18 protein-coding genes, 2 tRNA genes and 2 pseudogenes are annotated in these 18261 nt (G+C 52.4%); 9 read left to right on the forward strand and 13 right to left on the reverse strand.

The features are described from left to right. Positions 1 to 11 precede the first annotated feature (11 nt). Complete coding sequence (gene rmf, locus FD744_RS18880; protein WP_007887362.1) at positions 12 to 179, forward strand: ribosome modulation factor; 168 nt, start codon at positions 12 to 14, stop codon at positions 177 to 179. 66 nt (positions 180 to 245) lie between these two features. Here the strand turns inward: rmf and fabA are convergent, their stop codons facing one another. Together fabA and FD744_RS18890 are read right to left on the reverse strand one after the other, a co-directional pair. Next, positions 246 to 764 carry a bifunctional 3-hydroxydecanoyl-ACP dehydratase/trans-2-decenoyl-ACP isomerase gene (fabA, locus tag FD744_RS18885; protein WP_034820448.1) on the reverse strand — a complete coding sequence of 173 codons (519 nt, stop codon included), beginning with the start codon at positions 762 to 764 and terminating at the stop codon, positions 246 to 248. 67 nt (positions 765 to 831) lie between these two features. Beyond that, positions 832 to 2694, reverse strand: coding sequence for a Lon protease family protein (locus FD744_RS18890; protein ID WP_160868972.1), 1863 nt, complete (start codon positions 2692 to 2694; stop codon positions 832 to 834). Positions 2695 to 2747: 53 nt separating this feature from the next. Here FD744_RS18890 and matP point away from each other — a divergent pair, with 53 nt between their 5' ends. Then, entirely contained in the window at positions 2748 to 3215 is a 468-nt protein-coding gene (matP, locus tag FD744_RS18895; protein ID WP_141399037.1) for a macrodomain Ter protein MatP, read from the forward strand. Positions 3216 to 3305: 90 nt separating this feature from the next. Here matP and ompA read toward each other — a convergent pair whose 3' ends face one another. Together ompA and sulA are read right to left on the reverse strand one after the other, a co-directional pair. Beyond that, a complete protein-coding gene (gene ompA / locus FD744_RS18900) occupies positions 3306 to 4379 on the reverse strand; it encodes a porin OmpA (protein ID WP_160868973.1) in 1074 nt (357 codons plus the stop codon). Positions 4380 to 4728: 349 nt separating this feature from the next. Further along, positions 4729 to 5220 (reverse strand): SOS-induced cell division inhibitor SulA, encoded by a 492-nt coding sequence (sulA, locus tag FD744_RS18905; protein WP_097119300.1) that lies wholly within the window; start codon positions 5218 to 5220, stop codon positions 4729 to 4731. 221 nt (positions 5221 to 5441) lie between these two features. Here sulA and FD744_RS18910 point away from each other — a divergent pair, with 221 nt between their 5' ends. Then, positions 5442 to 6065, forward strand: coding sequence for a TfoX/Sxy family DNA transformation protein (locus FD744_RS18910; RefSeq protein WP_038647753.1), 624 nt, complete (start codon positions 5442 to 5444; stop codon positions 6063 to 6065). A gap of 1 nt (position 6066) precedes the next feature. On the opposite strand, the gene yccS is transcribed toward FD744_RS18910, so the two are convergent. Further along, positions 6067 to 8205: a YccS family putative transporter gene (gene yccS / locus FD744_RS18915; RefSeq protein ID WP_160868979.1), complete on the reverse strand. Its 2139-nt coding sequence runs from the start codon at positions 8203 to 8205 to the stop codon at positions 6067 to 6069. Between the two features lie 12 nt (positions 8206 to 8217). Further along, complete coding sequence (locus tag FD744_RS18920) at positions 8218 to 8661, reverse strand: YccF domain-containing protein (RefSeq protein ID WP_034820431.1); 444 nt, start codon at positions 8659 to 8661, stop codon at positions 8218 to 8220. A gap of 123 nt (positions 8662 to 8784) precedes the next feature. On the opposite strand from FD744_RS18920, the gene helD reads away from it, so the two are divergent. Further along, positions 8785 to 10839, forward strand: coding sequence for a DNA helicase IV (gene helD / locus FD744_RS18925; protein WP_058959660.1), 2055 nt, complete (start codon positions 8785 to 8787; stop codon positions 10837 to 10839). A gap of 3 nt (positions 10840 to 10842) precedes the next feature. Here helD and FD744_RS18930 read toward each other — a convergent pair whose 3' ends face one another. Continuing rightward, positions 10843 to 11304: a methylglyoxal synthase gene (locus FD744_RS18930; RefSeq protein ID WP_160868974.1), complete on the reverse strand. Its 462-nt coding sequence runs from the start codon at positions 11302 to 11304 to the stop codon at positions 10843 to 10845. Between the two features lie 67 nt (positions 11305 to 11371). Next, positions 11372 to 11998 carry a DUF2057 family protein gene (locus FD744_RS18935; RefSeq protein WP_034820413.1) on the reverse strand — a complete coding sequence of 209 codons (627 nt, stop codon included), beginning with the start codon at positions 11996 to 11998 and terminating at the stop codon, positions 11372 to 11374. 175 nt (positions 11999 to 12173) lie between these two features. Between FD744_RS18935 and FD744_RS18940 the strand changes: the two genes are divergently transcribed. Then, positions 12174 to 12596, forward strand: coding sequence for a CoA-binding protein (locus FD744_RS18940; protein ID WP_034820410.1), 423 nt, complete (start codon positions 12174 to 12176; stop codon positions 12594 to 12596). A gap of 32 nt (positions 12597 to 12628) precedes the next feature. On the opposite strand, the gene hspQ is transcribed toward FD744_RS18940, so the two are convergent. Both hspQ and rlmI read right to left on the reverse strand, forming a co-directional pair. Next, positions 12629 to 12946, reverse strand: coding sequence for a heat shock protein HspQ (gene hspQ / locus FD744_RS18945; protein WP_034820407.1), 318 nt, complete (start codon positions 12944 to 12946; stop codon positions 12629 to 12631). A 58-nt stretch (positions 12947 to 13004) separates the two neighbouring features. Continuing rightward, positions 13005 to 14195, reverse strand: coding sequence for a 23S rRNA (cytosine(1962)-C(5))-methyltransferase RlmI (gene rlmI, locus FD744_RS18950; RefSeq protein ID WP_160868975.1), 1191 nt, complete (start codon positions 14193 to 14195; stop codon positions 13005 to 13007). A gap of 82 nt (positions 14196 to 14277) precedes the next feature. Between rlmI and yccX the strand changes: the two genes are divergently transcribed. Then, positions 14278 to 14556 carry an acylphosphatase gene (gene yccX / locus FD744_RS18955; RefSeq protein WP_058959657.1) on the forward strand — a complete coding sequence of 93 codons (279 nt, stop codon included), beginning with the start codon at positions 14278 to 14280 and terminating at the stop codon, positions 14554 to 14556. Here yccX and tusE read toward each other — a convergent pair whose 3' ends face one another. Next, a complete protein-coding gene (tusE, locus tag FD744_RS18960; RefSeq protein WP_038647738.1) occupies positions 14557 to 14883 on the reverse strand; it encodes a sulfurtransferase TusE in 327 nt (108 codons plus the stop codon). It abuts the gene before it with no gap. A 100-nt stretch (positions 14884 to 14983) separates the two neighbouring features. Further along, positions 14984 to 15640, reverse strand: coding sequence for an FtsH protease modulator YccA (gene yccA / locus FD744_RS18965; protein WP_034820380.1), 657 nt, complete (start codon positions 15638 to 15640; stop codon positions 14984 to 14986). A gap of 224 nt (positions 15641 to 15864) precedes the next feature. Here yccA and FD744_RS18970 point away from each other — a divergent pair. The 3 genes and pseudogenes from FD744_RS18970 (at position 15865) to agp (ending at position 17945) form a co-directional block, all read left to right on the forward strand. Beyond that, a tRNA-Ser gene (locus FD744_RS18970) sits at positions 15865 to 15952 on the forward strand. Positions 15953 to 15987: 35 nt separating this feature from the next. Then, positions 15988 to 16075 (forward strand) — tRNA-Ser (locus tag FD744_RS18975). Between the two features lie 256 nt (positions 16076 to 16331). Continuing rightward, positions 16332 to 17945 (forward strand): annotated as a pseudogene (gene agp, locus FD744_RS18980) (bifunctional glucose-1-phosphatase/inositol phosphatase). 45 nt (positions 17946 to 17990) lie between these two features. Here the strand turns inward: agp and FD744_RS25640 are convergent. Next, positions 17991 to 18261 (reverse strand): annotated as a pseudogene (locus FD744_RS25640) (IS4 family transposase); the annotation flags it as partial.

Raw genomic sequence — 18261 nt, forward strand, 5'->3', positions numbered from 1 at the left:
GGAATCGAGGCATGAAGAGACAGAAAAGAGACCGCCTGGAACGTGCACACTCACGAGGCTATCAAGCGGGTATTACTGGCCGCTCAAAAGAGATATGCCCCTATCAAATGATCGATGCGCGGTCTTACTGGTTGGGAGGTTGGCGTCAAGCCATGGAGGACAGGTCGGCGGTGGCCTAGCACTGTCGGATGTCCATAATTGAAGGAAGAAACCTCCGCTGAATGCGGAGGTTTTCGTTTGGGGAATTAGAAAGCAGAGGTGTCTTTAAACAGGCCCACTTTCAAATCTGTCGCGGTGTAAATCAGGTTACCGTCAACGAAGACTTCACCATCAGCCACGCCCATTACCAGCTTGCGGTTGATCACGCGCTTGAAGTGAATTTTGTAAGTGACTTTCTTCGCGGTTGGCAGTACCTGACCGGTGAATTTCACTTCGCCCACACCCAGTGCGCGTCCTTTACCTTCAGCGCCTAACCAGCCGAGGTAGAAACCAACCAACTGCCACATGGCGTCAAGGCCGAGGCAGCCAGGCATGACCGGATCGCCTTTAAAGTGGCAATCGAAGAACCACAGGTCAGGGCGGATATCCAGTTCGGCTTCCACAAAACCTTTGTCAAATTTACCGCCGTCTTCGGTCATCATGACCACGCGGTCCATCATCAACATGTTATCAGAGGGAAGCGGCGGTCCATTTTCGCCAAACAGTTCGCCGCGACCTGAGGCAACCAGGTCTTCTTTGCTATAGGATTCGCGTTTATCTACCATGTTCTCAATATGCCTTCTTTTAGTGAAGCCCGAATATTAGCGAACAGTTGTACGCTGGGCAAATCAATCAGCTGTGGTTAAACCAGTTGAGCCAGCGCAATGGCCACGGACGATGACGAATTTCCTGCTGGTTCAGCTGTGCAATACGTTCTTGAATGGTATTGAGCAGTGACTCGCCGCTCTCACTTTGCCATGCGATGCCGGTTAATAAGGGTAACGCTTCATCCACGCTTTCAATTGCCCAGATGTGGAATTGCTCTTGCTTCACCGCATCAACCACAGCTTCGCTGAGGCTCAAATGGCGCACATTACTGGCTGGCAGAATAACGCCTTGTTTACCGGTCAGCTCGCGTGACTGGCAAATGCTGAAGAAGCCTTCGATTTTTTCATTCAGGCCGCCAACAGGCTGCACATTACCAAATTGGTCCACAGAACCGGTCACCGCAATATGCTGGCTTAGTGGCTGATTGGCCAGTGCACTAATCAGCGCGCAGAGTTCGGCCAGTGAGGCGCTATCACCATCCACTTCGGAATAGGATTGTTCAAACACTAACGAGGCTGAGAAGGGCAGTTGTTGCTCGAGTTCAAGTTCAGCGATCAGATAAGCTTGCATAATCATCATGCCTTTCGCATGAATATTACCGCCCAGCTCGGCTTTACGCTCAACGTCAGTGAATTCACCATCCCCCGGATGAACAACACAGGTGATACGTGACGGCTCGCCCCACGGACGCGGATGACCTGGAAACTCCACTACAGACAGACCGTTAATCTGCCCCACGACTTCACCTTCAGTTTCAATCATAATCTGATTGAGCAGAATTTCGTCACGCATGCGGTCGGCCAGGTAGCTTTCACGCCATTCGCGCGCTTCCAGTGCTTCTTTCAATGCTTCAGCATTGATGATGTCACCGTGCAGCGCGGTTTCCTGCAGCTGACGGCGTAACCAGCGCGGGCAGAGCGGCAGGGTTTCTTGATCACCCGTGAAGCGAACCGCCTCATTGATCAAGAGCGGCCAGAAATCGGCTGCAGGCTGGTCCAGGCCGGCTTGTTCAGCTTGTGTGAGCGTCCACTGGCACCAGAAGGTCATGTCCTCTTCATCAGTGATCTGCAGGTTCTCTTCGAACTCGCTGTAGAGTGCCATTTCATGCACTTCTGCATCCAATTCCTGGAAGCTGGCTAGCGCATCACGATCGCCACAAAGTACCAGGCGCAGTTGCAGCGGCAGGGAAGGGATGGCCACTGGCAACGGTTGGCGTTCGTCCTGCGAATACCAGTCAAAGTGGCCTTGCTCGATGCACTTACGCAGACGCAGCCATAGCAGTGGTTGAGCCAGTAGCGTATTCACGGACAGGATTAAAGTGCCGCCATTGGCTTGATGAATCAATCCCGGCTCGGGCTGAATACGATCTTTGTACTGACGCACACAACCAAACAGCTGTTCTGCTTCAATCCAGTCGGCAAAGTGAACACCGCCCTGACTGGTGAATGGCCGGTTAGCATCGCTGGGCGGCATCAGGCTGACCGTGTCGCCCATGACATGATAGTCACCGCCATACAGCGCAATCTCTTCGGGCTGGAAGCGCTGTGCGGCTTCGGCGATGCACGCGAGATAATCGCTGTTTTCCTGACTGCGTAATAGCAACAGAGGAAAACCTAAGGTTTGATGATGCAAATGCGCCAGCGCATTCAGCAGACGCGGCTGAACCGCGGCAAGACTATCGCTATCTTCCAGTGAGACGTTTGAGAAAATGGATTGGTAGCGGATGCTATCCGGCTGCAGGGCTTGCCACGTAATTTGAGTGCTGGTCAAAATATTCGCATTAGTCAGATTTAGGAAAAGCGCGATTATACAGGAATCAACCTTGTTAAGCACTGTGGAGTTCCAGCCCGAAATGTGATGACCGCTACATGTTTTTCCTTGCTGCATCCGGGAAAAAAGCTGTTATTCTTAGTTTGTTACGTGATCACGATGAGATTCCGATGAAATACCAGCAACTCGAAAATCTTGAAAGTGGATGGAAGTGGAAATACCTGGTGAAAAAGCATCGGGAGGGTGAATTGATCACCCGTCATCTTGAGCTCAGCGCCGCGCAGGCTGCGGTGGATGCCTTACTGGCGATGGAAAATAGTCCAGTAGAGGTAGCGGAATGGATAGCTCAGCACATTCACCCCGATCTCGAGAACCGTCTGAAGCAGACTATTCGTGCGCGCCGTAAGCGGCATTTTAATGCGGAACATCAGCATACGCGTAAGAAGTCGATCGATCTGGAATATCTGGTGTGGCAGCGTTTGGCAGGATTGGCACAGCGTCGCAGCAACACGCTATCAGAAACCATTGTGCAGTTGATTGAAGATGCCGAGCGCAAAGAGAAGTATGCCAGCCAGATGTCAACGCTTAAGCAGGATCTGCAGGCGATTTTGGGTAAAGGCGGATCAGAGAACGAATAGCGCTAATGTGTGCACTATGATGGTGTTGTTAGCCAGTTGAAAAGAGATAAAAAAACCCCGCAAGAGCGGGGTTTTTTATTGCGTGATAACTTAAGCCTGTGGCTGAGTTACAACGTCTTTGATACCTTTCACGTCGATTTCAACGCGACGGTCTGGCGCCAGGCAGTCGATCAGGGCATTACGGCCTTTCACGCTGTCACAGGTGTTGCCAGTCACTGGGTTAGATTTGCCCATACCGCGTGCAGAGATCTTGTTAGAAGGGATACCTTTAGAGACCAGGTAATCAACTACAGACTGAGCGCGTTTTTCAGACAGTTTCTGGTTGTACTGCTCTGAACCGATACGGTCAGTGAAGCCCAGTACTACAACAGAACCGTCTTTAGGATCCATTGAGCTCAGCTGGCTGTACAGCTGATCCAGAGCCTGCTGGCCTTCTGGTTTCAGAGTTGCTTTGTTGAAGTTGAACAGTACGTCAGACTTCAGAGTGAAACGCTTGGTTTCAACAACTGGCGCTGGAGCAGGTGCTGGAGCAACAACTGGTGCTGCTGCTTCATCCTGACCGAAACGGTAAGAAACGCCGACGCTCAGCATGCTGTTGTCTGGACGCGCACCAACGGTACCTGCGTCACCGATGTTGTTAACCCACTGGTAGTCCAGGCGAGTCGCCCAGTTTTTGGTCAGTGCGTATTCAACACCAACAGCAGCCAGCGGAGAAACGCCGGTGTCGTGGTTGCTGATGCGGCTATCAGTGGTGCCATTGTACTGAGTAGAGTCTGCACGCCATACCATGCCGCCCAAGCGGGTGTACACGTCGAAGTCGTCAGTGATTGGGTAGCTCAGTTTAGCAGCCAGCTGAACGCCTTGTGCCTTGAACGCGCCATTGGTCACGCTGCCTTTGTTAGGCATACGGCCTAACCAGTCATAGCCCAGCTCGAAGCCCAGGTATGGGTTAGCCTGGTAGCCCATGAATGCACCAGCACCCAGCTGAGATTCGTGAGTTGGACCGTTGTTGTTCACGTAGTTGTTACCGTAGTAACCAGTATCGTGATACTGAGACCAGCCCAGTTTAGCACCGGTGTACCAGGTGTTATCTTTAGGAGCGGCCTGCGCTACGGTAGCGAAGCCAGCCAGTGCCACTGCAATTGCGATAGCTGTCTTTTTCATTTTTGCGCCTCGTTATCATCCAAATAGGCAATGAGCAAAAAGGTTGCTCTTTGTGTTAATCCTTCGCCGGGTCTAAACGCTCGCTTTTGACTCTACCGAAAAAACGGAGGTTATTGAGCACCCTGGCGAGATAAAGTCTACAACGAGATTGGAAAGTTACAAGTATGATGTGAGGCCAGCCAGCAAAAAAACAGGGATTTATACACACATTTTAACAAATCACATGGCAAAATCTTCGCCAGCGAATTGAGAAAATGCGGCTAAACCATTGTCAAAGCTGGCGGGAAAAGAATCAGTGGCTTAGCGGCATCCTTAAGAAAAAAAAGCGTGAGAAAATTCCTGGTTTTACTTAATGAAACAAATCTGAGGGAATTTTTGGCGTATTTGGTTGTCTGGACAAGACGCGATCGTGACCTTGCGGACGCATAATTAAACCTAGTGCTTCACCTTCTGCCGCTGCCATTTCGAGTTCAAACCGCTCTTCATCATTCAATTCGTACGGAATCCAGGCCAAAACCACACTATAATTTCCCGTGCGCAGAGCCTTCACCATACTTTCCACTGTCGTGAGTCGTTCAGATTCGGTGATATGCATACTTTTCTCAAGCGGTAATCCTGACTGCTGCATCCAGTTGCGATTCAGCTTATGCGCTGGTGTTAACCACAGCTGCCAGCGGGACTGTTCGCTGAGTTGCTTTAACACCGGCAACAGCAGTAACTGCATCATGCCAGGTTGTTCGCTGTAACGTAGTTCAGTAATTCCACCCAGAGAAGGCTGCGTCAGGCTTGTAGAAGCAAAACGTTGAGAACGATCAGCAAGGCCAGAGAATTGAGTACGCATGTTTTAATCACTCAGTAATGAACTGTATGGATGTACAGTAATGTCTTCCTGGATAAAGATCAACCTCAATTTCTGAAAACACCTCGCAAATTGTGCACATCGCACACAGCAAATGCTTTTATTCATTGAACAGCTAATGGGTTTTTTCTATCTTCTAACCAGATGAAAACCCAGGATTTTAAGGAATTTTCTCGAATGAGAATTCACGGAAAGGAGCTGTAATGAAAACCAACAATCCACTCGTTAAACAATCCAAAACACAGCTGGCGCCGCTGGGAAAGATCGAATCCCGAACGCAATTTGGTGGCTATGCTCTGACAGTAGAAAAGGTCATTTTTGCGTATATCAATGAAGACGCGCTTTACCTGCGTGCCAGTGAGGCATTGCAGACTTACCACACCCAACGTGCTCTTGAACCGCTGGTCTATCGCAAACGCGGCATACCAGTGCAACTGAATTACTTCAAAGTGGATGCGAAGCTTTGGCAGGATCCTGAGCAACTCTTGCGGTTGTCGGCCAGTGCGCTGCACGCAGCACAGCATGAGTTAGCAAACCGGACAGTGACCTTACGGCTAAAGGATCTGCCTAACCTTAGCCTGCGCATGGAGATGATGCTGCATAAAGTGGGCATCAGTTCTGTGAAAGTGCTGCATGAAATGGGATCGCGCCAGAGCTGGCTCAAACTGCGTGCCGTTAACAAACATATCGGGCTGAAAACGTTAATGGCATTGGAAGGGGCGATTTCCGGACATCACCAGGCCGCATTGCCTGCAGCGATTAGAGATGAGCTCTACGCGTGGTATGTCAAAACGCTCCACCCCAAAAATGCGGTGGAGCAACGTTAAATTAATGACTGGATAATGTGCGGCGCAGGCGGGCAATTTCTGGCAGCAGGGCAATCAGTAAACCCAACTGCTGCATCACCAGCGGCGCCTGCACGTCCGAACTGTTTTTGATATCACTTAACTGCTGCATCAGCTGCTGCTGCATGGCGACTGCCTGCTTGTCGTTAACGCGTTCAATCTGCAGCACATCTTCAACAAAACACACTGCATCGTCTAAAACTTTGAGCAATGCGGGATCAGAAAGCCGTTCGCGATGTGCGCCCAGCGCTGAGATGTAGCTCAGGAAAGAGTGATTCAGGCACAGTAACCGGAACGCGTTTTCACGCAGCGGTTGCTTAAGCTTAAGTTCGCTACTCATGTTCGAGACCACCGATGCTAATTCCGCATCGGCATTGTGAGCATCACGACGCGCCACACGATAAGCCAGACGATTATCTTTACCCTGATGATATTGCTCAAGGATGGCATCGAGATAACGACAATTGGCATTCAGCGTACGATCCGCCACGGCGCTAATTTTGCGAAAACGCCAATCGGGCCAGACAAATGCCACTGCCAGCCAGGCCAGACCGCAACCCAACAGGGTGTCAACAATGCGCGGCAACGCCACCTCAAATCCTTCGCCCAGCAGGTTAAAGCAGAGCAGTACCAGCAAGGTGATGAACAGTGTGGCTTGCGCATACTGAATCTGACGAAAGGCAAAAAACAGTACGCCACTGAGCACGATGAGAATCAGTTGCCCTTCAATAGAGGGCACTAACCATAGTACCGGTAAGCCAATAGCGATGCCCGCTAGTGTTCCACCAATACGTAAGGCAAGCCGGCGGCGCGTGGCATTGTAGTTAGGCTGGCAGACAAACAGGCTGGTGAGCAAAATCCAGTAGCCGCGATGAAGACCGGTAATCTGAATAAAAGCGTAGCCAACGCAAAGCACGAGGGACATGCGAACAGCATGGCGGAATAATGCCGAACCTGGAGTCAGATGACGACTTAGCCGTAACCGGATATCCGCCCATCCACTCAGCCCTTCACGCGAAAGATGGTTATCGGCTGAGGAAGGCGGTTCTGCCAGCGCTTGCTCAGACTCAATCGAGGCCAGTTGCGCATCAATCGCACGCAAATTGCGTAGCAGCCAAAACAGCGCGCGATTGTGAGGATCCTGCGGGTCATTCTGCTGCAATCTCTCCAAAGCCGTTTCCAGCCGGGAAAAAGTGCGTTCAAAGCTGCTGTCATGATGCCACGGCTGTCTTAACAAGATGCTCTCAGCCAACTTGCGACAGGCTTGAGCTTGCATATTCAACAGTCGCTGGAAGCGGAACAGCACTTCGTTATAGCGCCAGTTATCGCGCAGCAGGTGATATTGCAGATGGGATGAGCTGGCGCGTTCATGAATATCCTGCGCAACGAAATAGTAGTGCAAACTCCGACGTGTGCTGCGCGATCCACGGTCGCCGCGCAAGCGACTCTGAATGGTGGTTTTCGTCTGATTAAGTTGCGCCACCAACTGGCTGTTCACCATCGCCGTGGCAATAGTACTGGCATCATCCTGTTCACCTGCATCTGGATCGAACAGATTTGCCTTGGCCTCCAGATAACTCGCCAACTGAGAAAAGCTGGCCGCCAGTTGCTCCTGTACCGGCCGTACCGGGAAAATCAAATGGCCGATAAATGTCAGCAGGTTGTACCACAGCGCACCAATCAATAGCAGGGCGGGCTGCATCCACCATTGAGGGAATAAGCCAATTCCCAACATGGTATAAACCGCAATGAGCAGCGCACCAAAAGCGATAGTGGCATAGCGCTGCCCCAAAGCGCCAAGCAAAATGAAGCCCCAACTCGAGAGCGCCAAACCGATGGCAAAGGCCCACGGATAGGGAAACAGCAACTCAACCGATACCGAAGCGATGCAGAAGCAGACCAGCGTAATCATCAGATTGCGCAGGCGGCCAGTCCATCGGTCATCCAGATCGGCCAGCGCGGCCGCCACCACGCCAAGCGTCAAAGGAATGGTCCATTCTATTTGCTGCAGCCACCACGGAACGGCGGCACACCCTGCCAGCGCGAAGAAAATGCGCAATAAATAACGCAGGCTGCTATTGAACAGATAACGTCGCCATCCCGGCATCGCGTTCAGAAGCATCAATTGTCCGCCTTAGTATCGACGACGCGCATTCGCTTCACGCGCGGCCTGAGCCTCTTCAACCGAGACCACACGGCGGCCTACGGGCCAGAGTGCGATAGCGGCAATTTTAAAGTTAGCAATACCGACGGGGATACCGATGATGGTCAGGCATTGGATGATGCCAGCAGAAATATGCATCAAACACAGCCACCAGCCGAAAAACACCAGCCAGAAAATGTTGAGGAAGGTTCCGCCAGCATTCAGCACATGGCTTTTACTGTCAGGTCGCAGCACATCGACATGCACCGCTTCATTACCAAAGGGCAGAAGTGAAAGTTTAGTGATTTCCCAGCAAGATCGCGTTAAAGGCAGGGTAAAGATAAGCACAATGCTGACAAGCGTGGCAAACAGCCAGCTTAGCGTGGTGAACACGCCACCCAAAACGAAGTTAAGAATATTCAATACGGTGCGCATAACACGATTTTCCTTTTGCAATCCGCAATATGTGTCGCCCAGTTTAGCCTGTTTTAAGGCTGGAGCGCCAAGAGTCTGACAGGTAAACTGCGCGATAATCGAATTCCACAAGACGGTGCGGACATGGAACTGAAAGCAACATCAATGGGCAAACGTCTGGCTCAGCATCCCTATAATCGGGTGCGTCTGCTGGCCGCTGGCGTGGAAGTCAGTGGCGATCGTCACGAATATCTTATCCCGTTCAATCAGTTAATCAGCATTGCCTGTAAACGCGGCATGGTTTGGGGAGAGCTGGAATTTCACTTGCCAGAAGATAAGGTTGTACGCCTGCACGGCACGGAATGGCAGGAGACGCAGCGTTTTTTCCATTACTTGCAGCATGCCTGGCAGCAGTGGAGCCAGGAGATGAGCGAAGTCAGTGCACAAGTCCTGATGGCTTTGGAACAGGAGATTATCGCCTTCACGCAACAGGATCGCTGGTTAAAGCGTAGCGAACTGGCTACGGTAAAGGAGAGCATTCAACGCCAATTTTCCGCCTTACCGCTGCCACTTTCGCGCCTGAATGAGTTTGATAATTGCCGTGCGCGCTGGCAGTTTTGCCAGCAGTGGTTAGAACAAGGTGAAACCGCCATTCGCCAGCGCAACCGTGAATGGACGACGAAGGTCATCAAGGACTACCACGAATTTTTCTCCACTGTCGAAACTACACCGCTTAATGCTTCCCAGTGCGAAGCGGTGGTCAACGGTGAAGACGCCTTACTGGTGCTGGCCGGTGCGGGAAGTGGTAAAACCTCGGTGCTGGTGGCACGTGCCGGTTGGTTGCTGAAACGCAAGCTGTCACAGCCGGAGCAGATTCTGCTGCTGGCATTTGGTCGCCAGGCGGCCGAAGAGATGAACGATCGTATTCAGCAACGCTTAGGTGAGAGTGCGATTCAGGCGCGAACGTTTCACGCGCTGGCATTGCACATCATCCGCGAAGGCAGCAATAAGCAGCCGGTGATCAGCAAGCTTGAAAGTGACAGCAAGGCGCGGCGGCAACTGCTGATCGACACCTGGCGCGAACAGTGCAACAGTAAAAAGGCGCAGGCGAGCGGTTGGCGTCAATGGTTGCAGGAGGAACTGGAGTGGGAGGTCGCTGAAGGCCCATTCTGGCAGGATGACAAGTTGGCGCAACGGCTGGCCTCACGCATGGAGCGCTGGCTGGGACTGATGCGCATGCACGGCGGTGCGCAGGCGGCGATGATTGCCGATGTACCAGAAGATTTCCGCGATAACTTCAGCAAACGCGTCAAACTGATGGCGCCGCTATTAAAAGCCTGGAAGAGTGCGTTGAAAGAAGAGGGGGCAGTCGATTTCTCCGGGCTGATCCATCAGGCAATTGCCATTCTCGAAAAAGGGCGCTTTATCAGTCCGTGGAAGCATATTCTCGTGGATGAGTTTCAGGATATCTCGCCACAGCGTGCCGCTTTATTGACTGCATTACGTCAGCAGAATAAGCGCACCAGTTTGTTCGCGGTGGGCGATGACTGGCAGGCAATATACCGTTTCAGCGGCGCCGAGATGAGTCTGACCACGGCTTTCCACCACTACTTTGGTGACGGCGATCGCTGTGTGCTGGACACCACCTATCGTTTCAACGATCGCATCGGTGAGATTGCCAACCGCTTTGTGCAGCAGAATCCACATCAGCTGCGCAAGCCGCTCAACAGTCTGAGTAAGGGGAATAAGAAGTCAGTCACGCTGCTGCCGCAGGAGCAACTGGAACCGTTGCTGGATAAATTAAGTGGCTATGCGAAGCCGGAAGAGCGTGTGCTGTTGCTGGCGCGCTATCACCATTTGCGTCCTGCCATCCTCGATAAAGCCAAAACGCGCTGGCCGAAATTGCAGATCGATTTTATGACCATTCATGCCAGCAAAGGGCAGCAGGCAGATTTTGTCATTATGCTGGGCCTGCATGAGGGGCGTGATGGCTTCCCCGCTGAGGCGCGTGAATCGATTATGGAAGAGGGGTTATTACCCCAGCCGGAAGATTTCCCTGACGCTGAAGAGCGACGGTTGGCCTATGTGGCGATTACCCGCGCACGTCAGCAAGTGTGGATGCTGTTTGATAAAGATCGGCCTTCCGTTTTTGTCGAACACTTCCGCGAATTGGGCGTGCCGCAAAGTCGGAAGGCCTGAACATTACGCTTTCAGGCGGTCGGCAAGATAGCGCTGATAATCGGGGATTTGGATCTCAAACTGCTGGGCAAACATCGGTGCCTCAATGATGAAATCCGCGGTGGCGCGATTGGTCGCCACCGGGATATTCCACACGGTGGCCAGACGTAACAGGGCTTTGACATCGGGATCGTGCGGCACCGCATTTAACGGATCCCAAAAGAAGAACAGCACATCGATTTTCCCTTCGGAAATCAAAGCACCCACTTGCTGATCGCCGCCCATCGGGCCGCTTAGCATGGCGTTGACGTCTAAACCGGTGTGGCGATTAATCAGATTACCAGTGGTGCCGGTGGCATAGAGCACATGCGGTTGCAGCGCGCTCTGGTTGGCTTTAACCCACTCCAGTAGCGTCGCTTTGCAGTGATCGTGGGCAACGAGGGCTATGTGTTTCTGAACGTTAAGGGTACGAACGGTCTGCTCCATAGGGCTTCCTGTTTCTTCTCATGCATTAATTTTAAGGCATGAGTTTACCCCTGACATTTCAACACTATCAACTTGCGCGTAAGGTTTTCATCCAACTGATAAATTTCAGGCGTGTAGCAGCATCAAAGCGCTGAAACCACTGTTGCAGATAAGGTAACTCTCCCGCATCCTGCCAGGCAAAATCGAGACTCATCTGGGCATCCGGCGCACTCACCGATTGCAGCGCAAAGCGAGGAACCGATGCCGCCTGGGCAGTACGGTTATAATTCAGCATGGCCTTTTCCAGATCGCTATCGCTACCCTGTGGTAAGCGATCGCGCACGCTGGTGATTTCATTCCCTCGTTCATCAACGAGCTGGAAATTTAGCGCCTTATCGAACGTGCTGCGTTCTCGGCGGTTGGCCAGAACGGGTAAACGAATCGCGACTGAGGTGGCGCTGGCATTGAACGTGACGATCATCGGCACCGACTGAAAATGCGTGGCATCCGCACAAGGTTTTTCAACGCGAAACAGGAATTGATGCTGCCCACGCTCCAGCTCCAGGCTATCCGCGCCTTTCAGCAACGAGCCTGAGATTTTGCGACCATCGAGCACCAGCAAGTCGATTTCAGGATCGAGTTTGAGGGTGATGGCATGGCAGGATGCCGATACGAGTAACACGAGTAAACTCGTAACAGCCAAAGACAGCTTCATTTCAACTCCCGGAGGATGGGGATTAAGGGTGATGTGTAGCAAATTATTACATTATGGCAGTAAATTTACATTTTCACATATTTATTCGTGCTGAGGCGCAAAGTTTTTATCTGAGGGGCTTGCACTGTGTCACGCAATGGCAACTACACTCAGGCGAACGAACAAGGAGAAAAAAATGAATGATCAAACGATTCGTGATGTATTGAGCCGCACCAAACGCATTGCATTGGTAGGGGCGAGCGATCGCGCCGATCGCCCAAGCTATGGTGTGATGAAGTTTTTGCTTGATCAGGGTTATGAGGTTATTCCGGTGAGTCCAAAACTGGCGGGGCAGCAGTTGCTGGGGCAGACCGCTTACGCCACGCTGGCAGAAATTCCGGGTAAAGTGGATATGGTAGATGTGTTTCGCAATGCTGAGGCCGCGTGGGGTGTGGCGCAGGAAGCGATTGCCATTGGTGCCGATACACTGTGGCTGCAATTGGGCGTGATCAATGAGCAGGCGGCAGTGCTAGCGCGCGATGCGGGCATGACGGTGGTGATGGATCGTTGTCCTAAGATTGAAATTCCGCGTCTGGGTATTCCGCCCATAGCGTCGTAAAGCTGAAACGGCGACCGAGGTCGCCGTTGTCATTAATGGCGCAGGCTAGGTGCCTGCAACTGCTGCCGGATGGAAGCAGCAAGTTCATCCATCGAAGGTTGCTCAGGATGCTCATACGACGTTTCACCGGCGAGCTGAATTTCAGCAACATAGGTGTGAACCTGTTCGCCTTCTTCATCTTCCATCACTACGTGATACCAGGGTGCGGCGCGCAGCGTTTCACTGGCCGCCACATCATCCTGCTCGGGTTCATCGAGAGAAAACTCCGGATCGACATCCACAATAACGCCGAGCACCCCGGAGAGACGGTGACGGACCTGCTGTCCAATGCCAAATTTACTGGTAATCATGGTGCCTCCCAAAACTGTGCCCTGTCTCTAATATGGAGGCAGGGTACAGATTTTCAAGTCACAGCACGCGGCAGGCAAAACCTTTCAGATAAAGACCTTCAGGATAGCTGGCGATCACGGGGTGATCGGCTGCCTGACGGAACTGCTCTACAAATTGTACATCACGACCCGCATCCACTGCGGCATCGGCGATAATTTTCTGGAACAGATCGGTGGCCATCAGTCCTGAGCAAGAGAATGTCAGAAGAATACCGTTAGGATTCAGCAACTGCATCGCCAGCATATTAATATCTTTATATCCGCGGCAGGCGCCCATCAGCTGATTCTTGTTCTCAACAAATTTCGGCGGATCCATCACGATCACGTCAAACTTTTCGCCGCTGTCACGGTAGCGACGCAGCAGTTTGAAGACATCATCACGCACGAACTGTGCACGAGACAGATCGAGGCCATTGAGCTCAACGTTCTGTTTCGCCACATCCAGCGCATCCTGTGACGTATCCACGCTAATCACTTCGCGGCAGCCACCCATCAGAGCCGACACGGCAAATCCGCCGGTGTAAGAGAAGCAGTTCAGCACGCGAGCGTTTTCAGCATAGCGGCGCGTGGCAAAACGGCTGTCACGTTGATCAAGGTAGTAACCGGTTTTATGGCCACCCTGAATATCGACCAGCAATTTCATGCCATGTTCGGTAATCGGCAGTAACGGCGGCGGCAGTTCACCAGTGACTGGGCCTTGTGTCAGTTCCAGTCCTTCTTTTTTGCGCACGGCAACATCAGAACGATCGTAAATCGCGCAAGTTGGGAAGCACTGCTGTAAGGCAGAGAGAATCGCCGGGCGTTGATATTCAGCACCGGCGGACAGGAGCTGCAGCACCATAAAGTTGCCGAAACGGTCAATGGTCACGCCAGGCATGCCATCCGACTCACCGGCAATCAGGCGATAGCTATCAAGGCCATCACGTTGCGCCAACCATTTGCGCCACTGCTGCGCTTTTTCAAAAGCGCGGACAAAGAAGGCGATGTCGATTGACTCATCCTGCTGCCAGCTCCAGACGCGCGCGCGAATTTGTGACTGTGGAGAATAAGCGGCACGGGCCAGCCATTTACCATTGCTGTCGCAGACATCAATAGTTTCACCAGACTGGGCTTTACCTTCCATACGGGCAACGGCACCTGAGAACACCCACGGATGGCGGCGGAGCAGGGATTTTTCACGTCCCTTAGCGAGAATCAATCGAACGGTCATGTTTGCTATGCTTACCTGAAAAAATGAGGCGCCATTTTCCGGTGGATGGCGGCAAATTGCAACGCACAATGGGGAGATAGCCATGGCGAACACGTGCTACAAAATCTGGGTGCACGGTATAGTGCAAGGGGTAGGCTTTCGTTATTACACCCAGTCACAGGCCAATAAACTGGGCGTTACCGGTTATGCGCACAACCTGCGCGACGGCAGTGTTGAAGTGCTGGCCGCTGGCGATGAACAAAAAGTGGAGGCGTTAATCGCCTGGCTAAAAGCAGGTGGGCCGACCAGCGCTCGGGTTGATAAAGTGCTGGTGGAACCTCATCAACCCACGCCGATGCCCACGCGATTTACAACGGGCTAATTACAAGCACTTGGCAGGTTTTGGCAAACCGGCAATTTTAGTGGCTTGTTTTGCCGGGCCTTCCGGGAACAGTCGGAACAGGTAGCGGCTATTGCCTTTTTCCTCGCCATATTTCTGCGCCATGGCTTTCACCAGCATGCGCACCGCAGGAGAAGTATTGAACTCCTGATAGAAGGCGCGCACAAAGTGCACCACTTCCCAGTGAGCCTCACTCATCACAATGGCTTCATTCTCAGCAATCACCGCAGCGAGTGCTTCGCTCCAGTCCGCACTATTTTTTAAGTAGCCTTCCGCATCGGTGGCGATCTCTTTACCGGCAAAAATCACAGTCATTCCTCACAGCATCAATCGGCGTATTGTAAGTTCGCCAACGGCTAAAAAGCAAAAACCCCGCCGAAGCGGGGTTTTGGACATTTATGTCTGCAGCTTAATCTTTGCTGGCGAAGCCTAACAGGCTCAGCAGGCTGACAAAGATGTTATACAGCGACACATACAAGCTCACGGTGGCGCGGATATAGTTGGTTTCGCCGCCATGAATGATGTTACTGGTTTCCCACAGAATCGCACCCGCTGAGAACAGGATAAACAGCGCACTGATCGCCAGATGCAGCGCTGGCAGTTGCAGGAAGATATTCGCCACGACCGCAACCAGCAGCACCACGAAGCCAGCCATCATCATGCCGCCAAGGAAGGACATGTCACGACGCGTGGTCAGGACGTAGGCCGAACAGCAGAAGAACACCAGCGCCGTACCGCCCAGCGCCATGGCAATCACATCACCCATGCCTGCAGCAAGGAAGGAACTTAGGATTGGGCCAAGGCAATAACCGAGGAAACCAGTAAAGGCGAAGGCCGCCAGAATACCTGCCGGGCTATTCGCCAGACGGTAGGTCAGGAACATCAGACCGTAAAAACCGACCAGCATCAAAATTAATCCGGGAGAGGGCAGAGCAAAAACGGTGCTGAGCGTGGCAGTGACCGCGGAGAACGCCAGCGTCAGGCCAAGTAAAAAGTAGGTATTGCGCAGCACTTTGTGGGTGCTGATCAGCGATTGCTGCTGTGACGAGCTAATTATTCTATCCATCATGCGCTCCATTATAGAGAGAGAACACCAAATATGGCCTGAGGATACGCAACGGCTCCCAGACAGCAAAGTCGTTTTACCCATCTTTACGCGATAAATTGCTGTTTCACTGAGCAGAATGGTGATTTTGACAGCGAAAAAATGGATTTTGGCTGTTTTTCAGGCGAACGATTCAATCCGCGCTTTACATCGTTCGGGGGGATGTTTATAGTGCGCCTCATTGCGGAGGGGTGGCCGAGTGGCTTAAGGCAACGGTCTTGAAAACCGTCGATGGGAAACCATCCGAGAGTTCGAATCTCTCCTCCTCCGCCATCACTCTTGCAGAGTGAAGTGACAAAAAGATTTCCGGAGGGATGGCCGAGTGGCTTAAGGCAACGGTCTTGAAAACCGTCGATGGGAAACCATCCCAGAGTTCGAATCTCTGTTCCTCCGCCATATTAAAGAAGCCCGCAGAAATGCGGGCTTTTTGCTTTTCTGCGTTCCGGAATTCCGAAAAACATCCCGTTGCTTTTCAATCTGCTGCCGTTAACCGACGGCACGCGCGTTTACTGCTATATTCCATTCACGGTTTTTGTAAACATCTGGCGATTTTCCGAGGCAAGCTGGGTTACACTGTGCGGTAATTCGCTCAATGGCGAGCTAATCGTTTGAATGCCAGAGTGTTTCACTGATGAATTATGGAATAGGCACAATGATCAAGAAACTGAGTCTTTGCGCGTTGTCAGTTATCGCTGCGCTCCCGATCGGTATGTCTGCTTACGCGGCAGATGGAGATATGCAGTTACAGCAAGTGCTGATGCTGAGCCGTCACAATCTGCGCGCACCGTTAGCCAACAACGGAAGCGTGCTGGAACAATCCACCAAGAAGAATTGGCCGCAGTGGGATGTGCCCGGCGGCGAGTTAACCACCAAAGGCGGCGTGCTGGAAGTCTACATGGGTAACTATACCCGTCAGTGGCTGGCACAGCAGGGCCTGGTGGAAAGCGGCACCTGCCCGGATAGCAGCAACATCTTTGTCTATGCCAACAGCCTGCAACGTACGGTCGCCACCGCGCAATACTTCATTACTGGCGCTTTCCCGGGTTGTGATATTTCCGTGACGCATCAGGATGCGATGGGCACCATGGATCCTATCTTTAATCCGGTGATCACGGACGGCAGCGACGAATTTAATAAGAAAGCACTGGCGGCGATGACGGCTGCGAATGAGAAGCTGGCGCTGAAACCGGCTTTCCAGCAGTTAGAAAAAATTGTTGATTACAAATCGGCACCGGCCTGTAACGGCAAAAAACAGTGTGATCTGAGCGGCGGTGACAACACCTTCAGCGCAGAAAATGGCAAAGAGCCTAACGTGAATGGACCGTTGAAAATCGGCAATTCGCTGGTTGATGCCTTCACGCTGCAATATTACGAAGGTTTCCCGGCCGATCAGGTGGCCTGGGGCCAGATTAAAACTCCTGAGCAGTGGAAATCCCTTGCGGCAATCAAAAATGGTTATCAGGATGCGCTGTTCACTTCTCCCGATGTCGCGCGTGAAGTGGCCGCACCGCTGGTGGATTACATCCGCAGCCAGCTAGTGGACTAGGACAAAGCGAACGCACCGAAAGTCACCGTGATGGTGGGGCATGATTCGAATATTGCCTCACTGCTGAGCGCATTGCAGGTTAAGCCATACGAGCTGCCGGGTAACGATGAGAAAACGCCCATCGGTGGCCAGGTGGTGTTTGAGCGCTGGCACGATGCTAAAAACAACAAAGATCTGCTGAAAGTGGAATACGTTTATCAGACCGCAGAGCAACTGCGTAATGCTGATGTACTGAGCCTGAAAAACCCGCCGAAGCGTGTCACGCTGCAACTGGCAGGCTGTGATGCCGATGCCAACGGCTACTGCAGCTGGGATCAGTTTGCTACTGCGTTGAATACTGCACTGCAGGGTACCCCGCTGCAGCCGGCTGCTCCGGCACAGCCAGCGGCACAACCTGCGCCTGCTGCCGCCAATGACGACGCTAAAGCTAAAGCGGATCAAGCCGCTGCAGATAAAGCGGCTGCAGATAAAGCCGCAGCGGACAAAGCAGCTGCGCAGAAAGCGGCTGATGCTAAAGCCGCTGAAGAGAAAGTGAAGGCTGACAAAGCGGCTGCCCAAAAAGCAGCTGAGGATAAAGCGAAAGCTGAGAAAACCACTGCACAGAAAGCGGCGGAGGACAAAGCGAAAGCCGATGCCGCCGCAGCGCAGAAAGCGCAGTCAGATGCGACGCCAGCCAAGCCGGAAGGTGAGGCGGCAAAAGCCGCTCCAGCCAGCAATTAACGTCGCTGTAATGAAAAAACCCCGTCGCGACGTAATGCTTGTCAGTTAAGATCTTAATGGAGGCCGCAACGGATAACGTTGTGGCCTCTTTTTTACCGCCCTTGGGTAATGCCGCACTCTTCTTTCCGGCAGCACCAGCCCTGGAGCCATCGCCATTATCTCTTCCATTATCCGCGGTATTTTTCCCGGTGAGATGCCCGGTAGCAGGCTCAGATGACTTCTCAGATACAGTGCGGACTGCTTAAAACTCATCTGATAAGGTTCCACGCCTTTCAGGCTGTACGCCATCTGCGCCATCATGAACCTCAGAAGGTTA

This window comes from Pantoea sp. Taur (genome assembly GCF_009830025.1).
Taxonomy (GTDB): Bacteria; Pseudomonadota; Gammaproteobacteria; order Enterobacterales; family Enterobacteriaceae; genus Pantoea; species Pantoea communis.

Coding starts and splice junctions, on each gene's coding strand:
- rmf (WP_007887362.1), top strand. CDS start 12: ATGAAGAGACAGAAAAGAGACCGCCTGGAACGTGCACACTCACGAGGC.
- fabA (WP_034820448.1), bottom strand. CDS start 764: ATGGTAGATAAACGCGAATCCTATAGCAAAGAAGACCTGGTTGCCTCA.
- FD744_RS18890 (WP_160868972.1), bottom strand. CDS start 2,694: ATGCAGCAAGGAAAAACATGTAGCGGTCATCACATTTCGGGCTGGAAC.
- matP (WP_141399037.1), top strand. CDS start 2,748: ATGAAATACCAGCAACTCGAAAATCTTGAAAGTGGATGGAAGTGGAAA.
- ompA (WP_160868973.1), bottom strand. CDS start 4,379: ATGAAAAAGACAGCTATCGCAATTGCAGTGGCACTGGCTGGCTTCGCT.
- sulA (WP_097119300.1), bottom strand. CDS start 5,220: ATGCGTACTCAATTCTCTGGCCTTGCTGATCGTTCTCAACGTTTTGCT.
- FD744_RS18910 (WP_038647753.1), top strand. CDS start 5,442: ATGAAAACCAACAATCCACTCGTTAAACAATCCAAAACACAGCTGGCG.
- yccS (WP_160868979.1), bottom strand. CDS start 8,205: ATGCTTCTGAACGCGATGCCGGGATGGCGACGTTATCTGTTCAATAGC.
- FD744_RS18920 (WP_034820431.1), bottom strand. CDS start 8,661: ATGCGCACCGTATTGAATATTCTTAACTTCGTTTTGGGTGGCGTGTTC.
- helD (WP_058959660.1), top strand. CDS start 8,785: ATGGAACTGAAAGCAACATCAATGGGCAAACGTCTGGCTCAGCATCCC.
- FD744_RS18930 (WP_160868974.1), bottom strand. CDS start 11,304: ATGGAGCAGACCGTTCGTACCCTTAACGTTCAGAAACACATAGCCCTC.
- FD744_RS18935 (WP_034820413.1), bottom strand. CDS start 11,998: ATGAAGCTGTCTTTGGCTGTTACGAGTTTACTCGTGTTACTCGTATCG.
- FD744_RS18940 (WP_034820410.1), top strand. CDS start 12,174: ATGAATGATCAAACGATTCGTGATGTATTGAGCCGCACCAAACGCATT.
- hspQ (WP_034820407.1), bottom strand. CDS start 12,946: ATGATTACCAGTAAATTTGGCATTGGACAGCAGGTCCGTCACCGTCTC.
- rlmI (WP_160868975.1), bottom strand. CDS start 14,195: ATGACCGTTCGATTGATTCTCGCTAAGGGACGTGAAAAATCCCTGCTC.
- yccX (WP_058959657.1), top strand. CDS start 14,278: ATGGCGAACACGTGCTACAAAATCTGGGTGCACGGTATAGTGCAAGGG.
- yccA (WP_034820380.1), bottom strand. CDS start 15,640: ATGGATAGAATAATTAGCTCGTCACAGCAGCAATCGCTGATCAGCACC.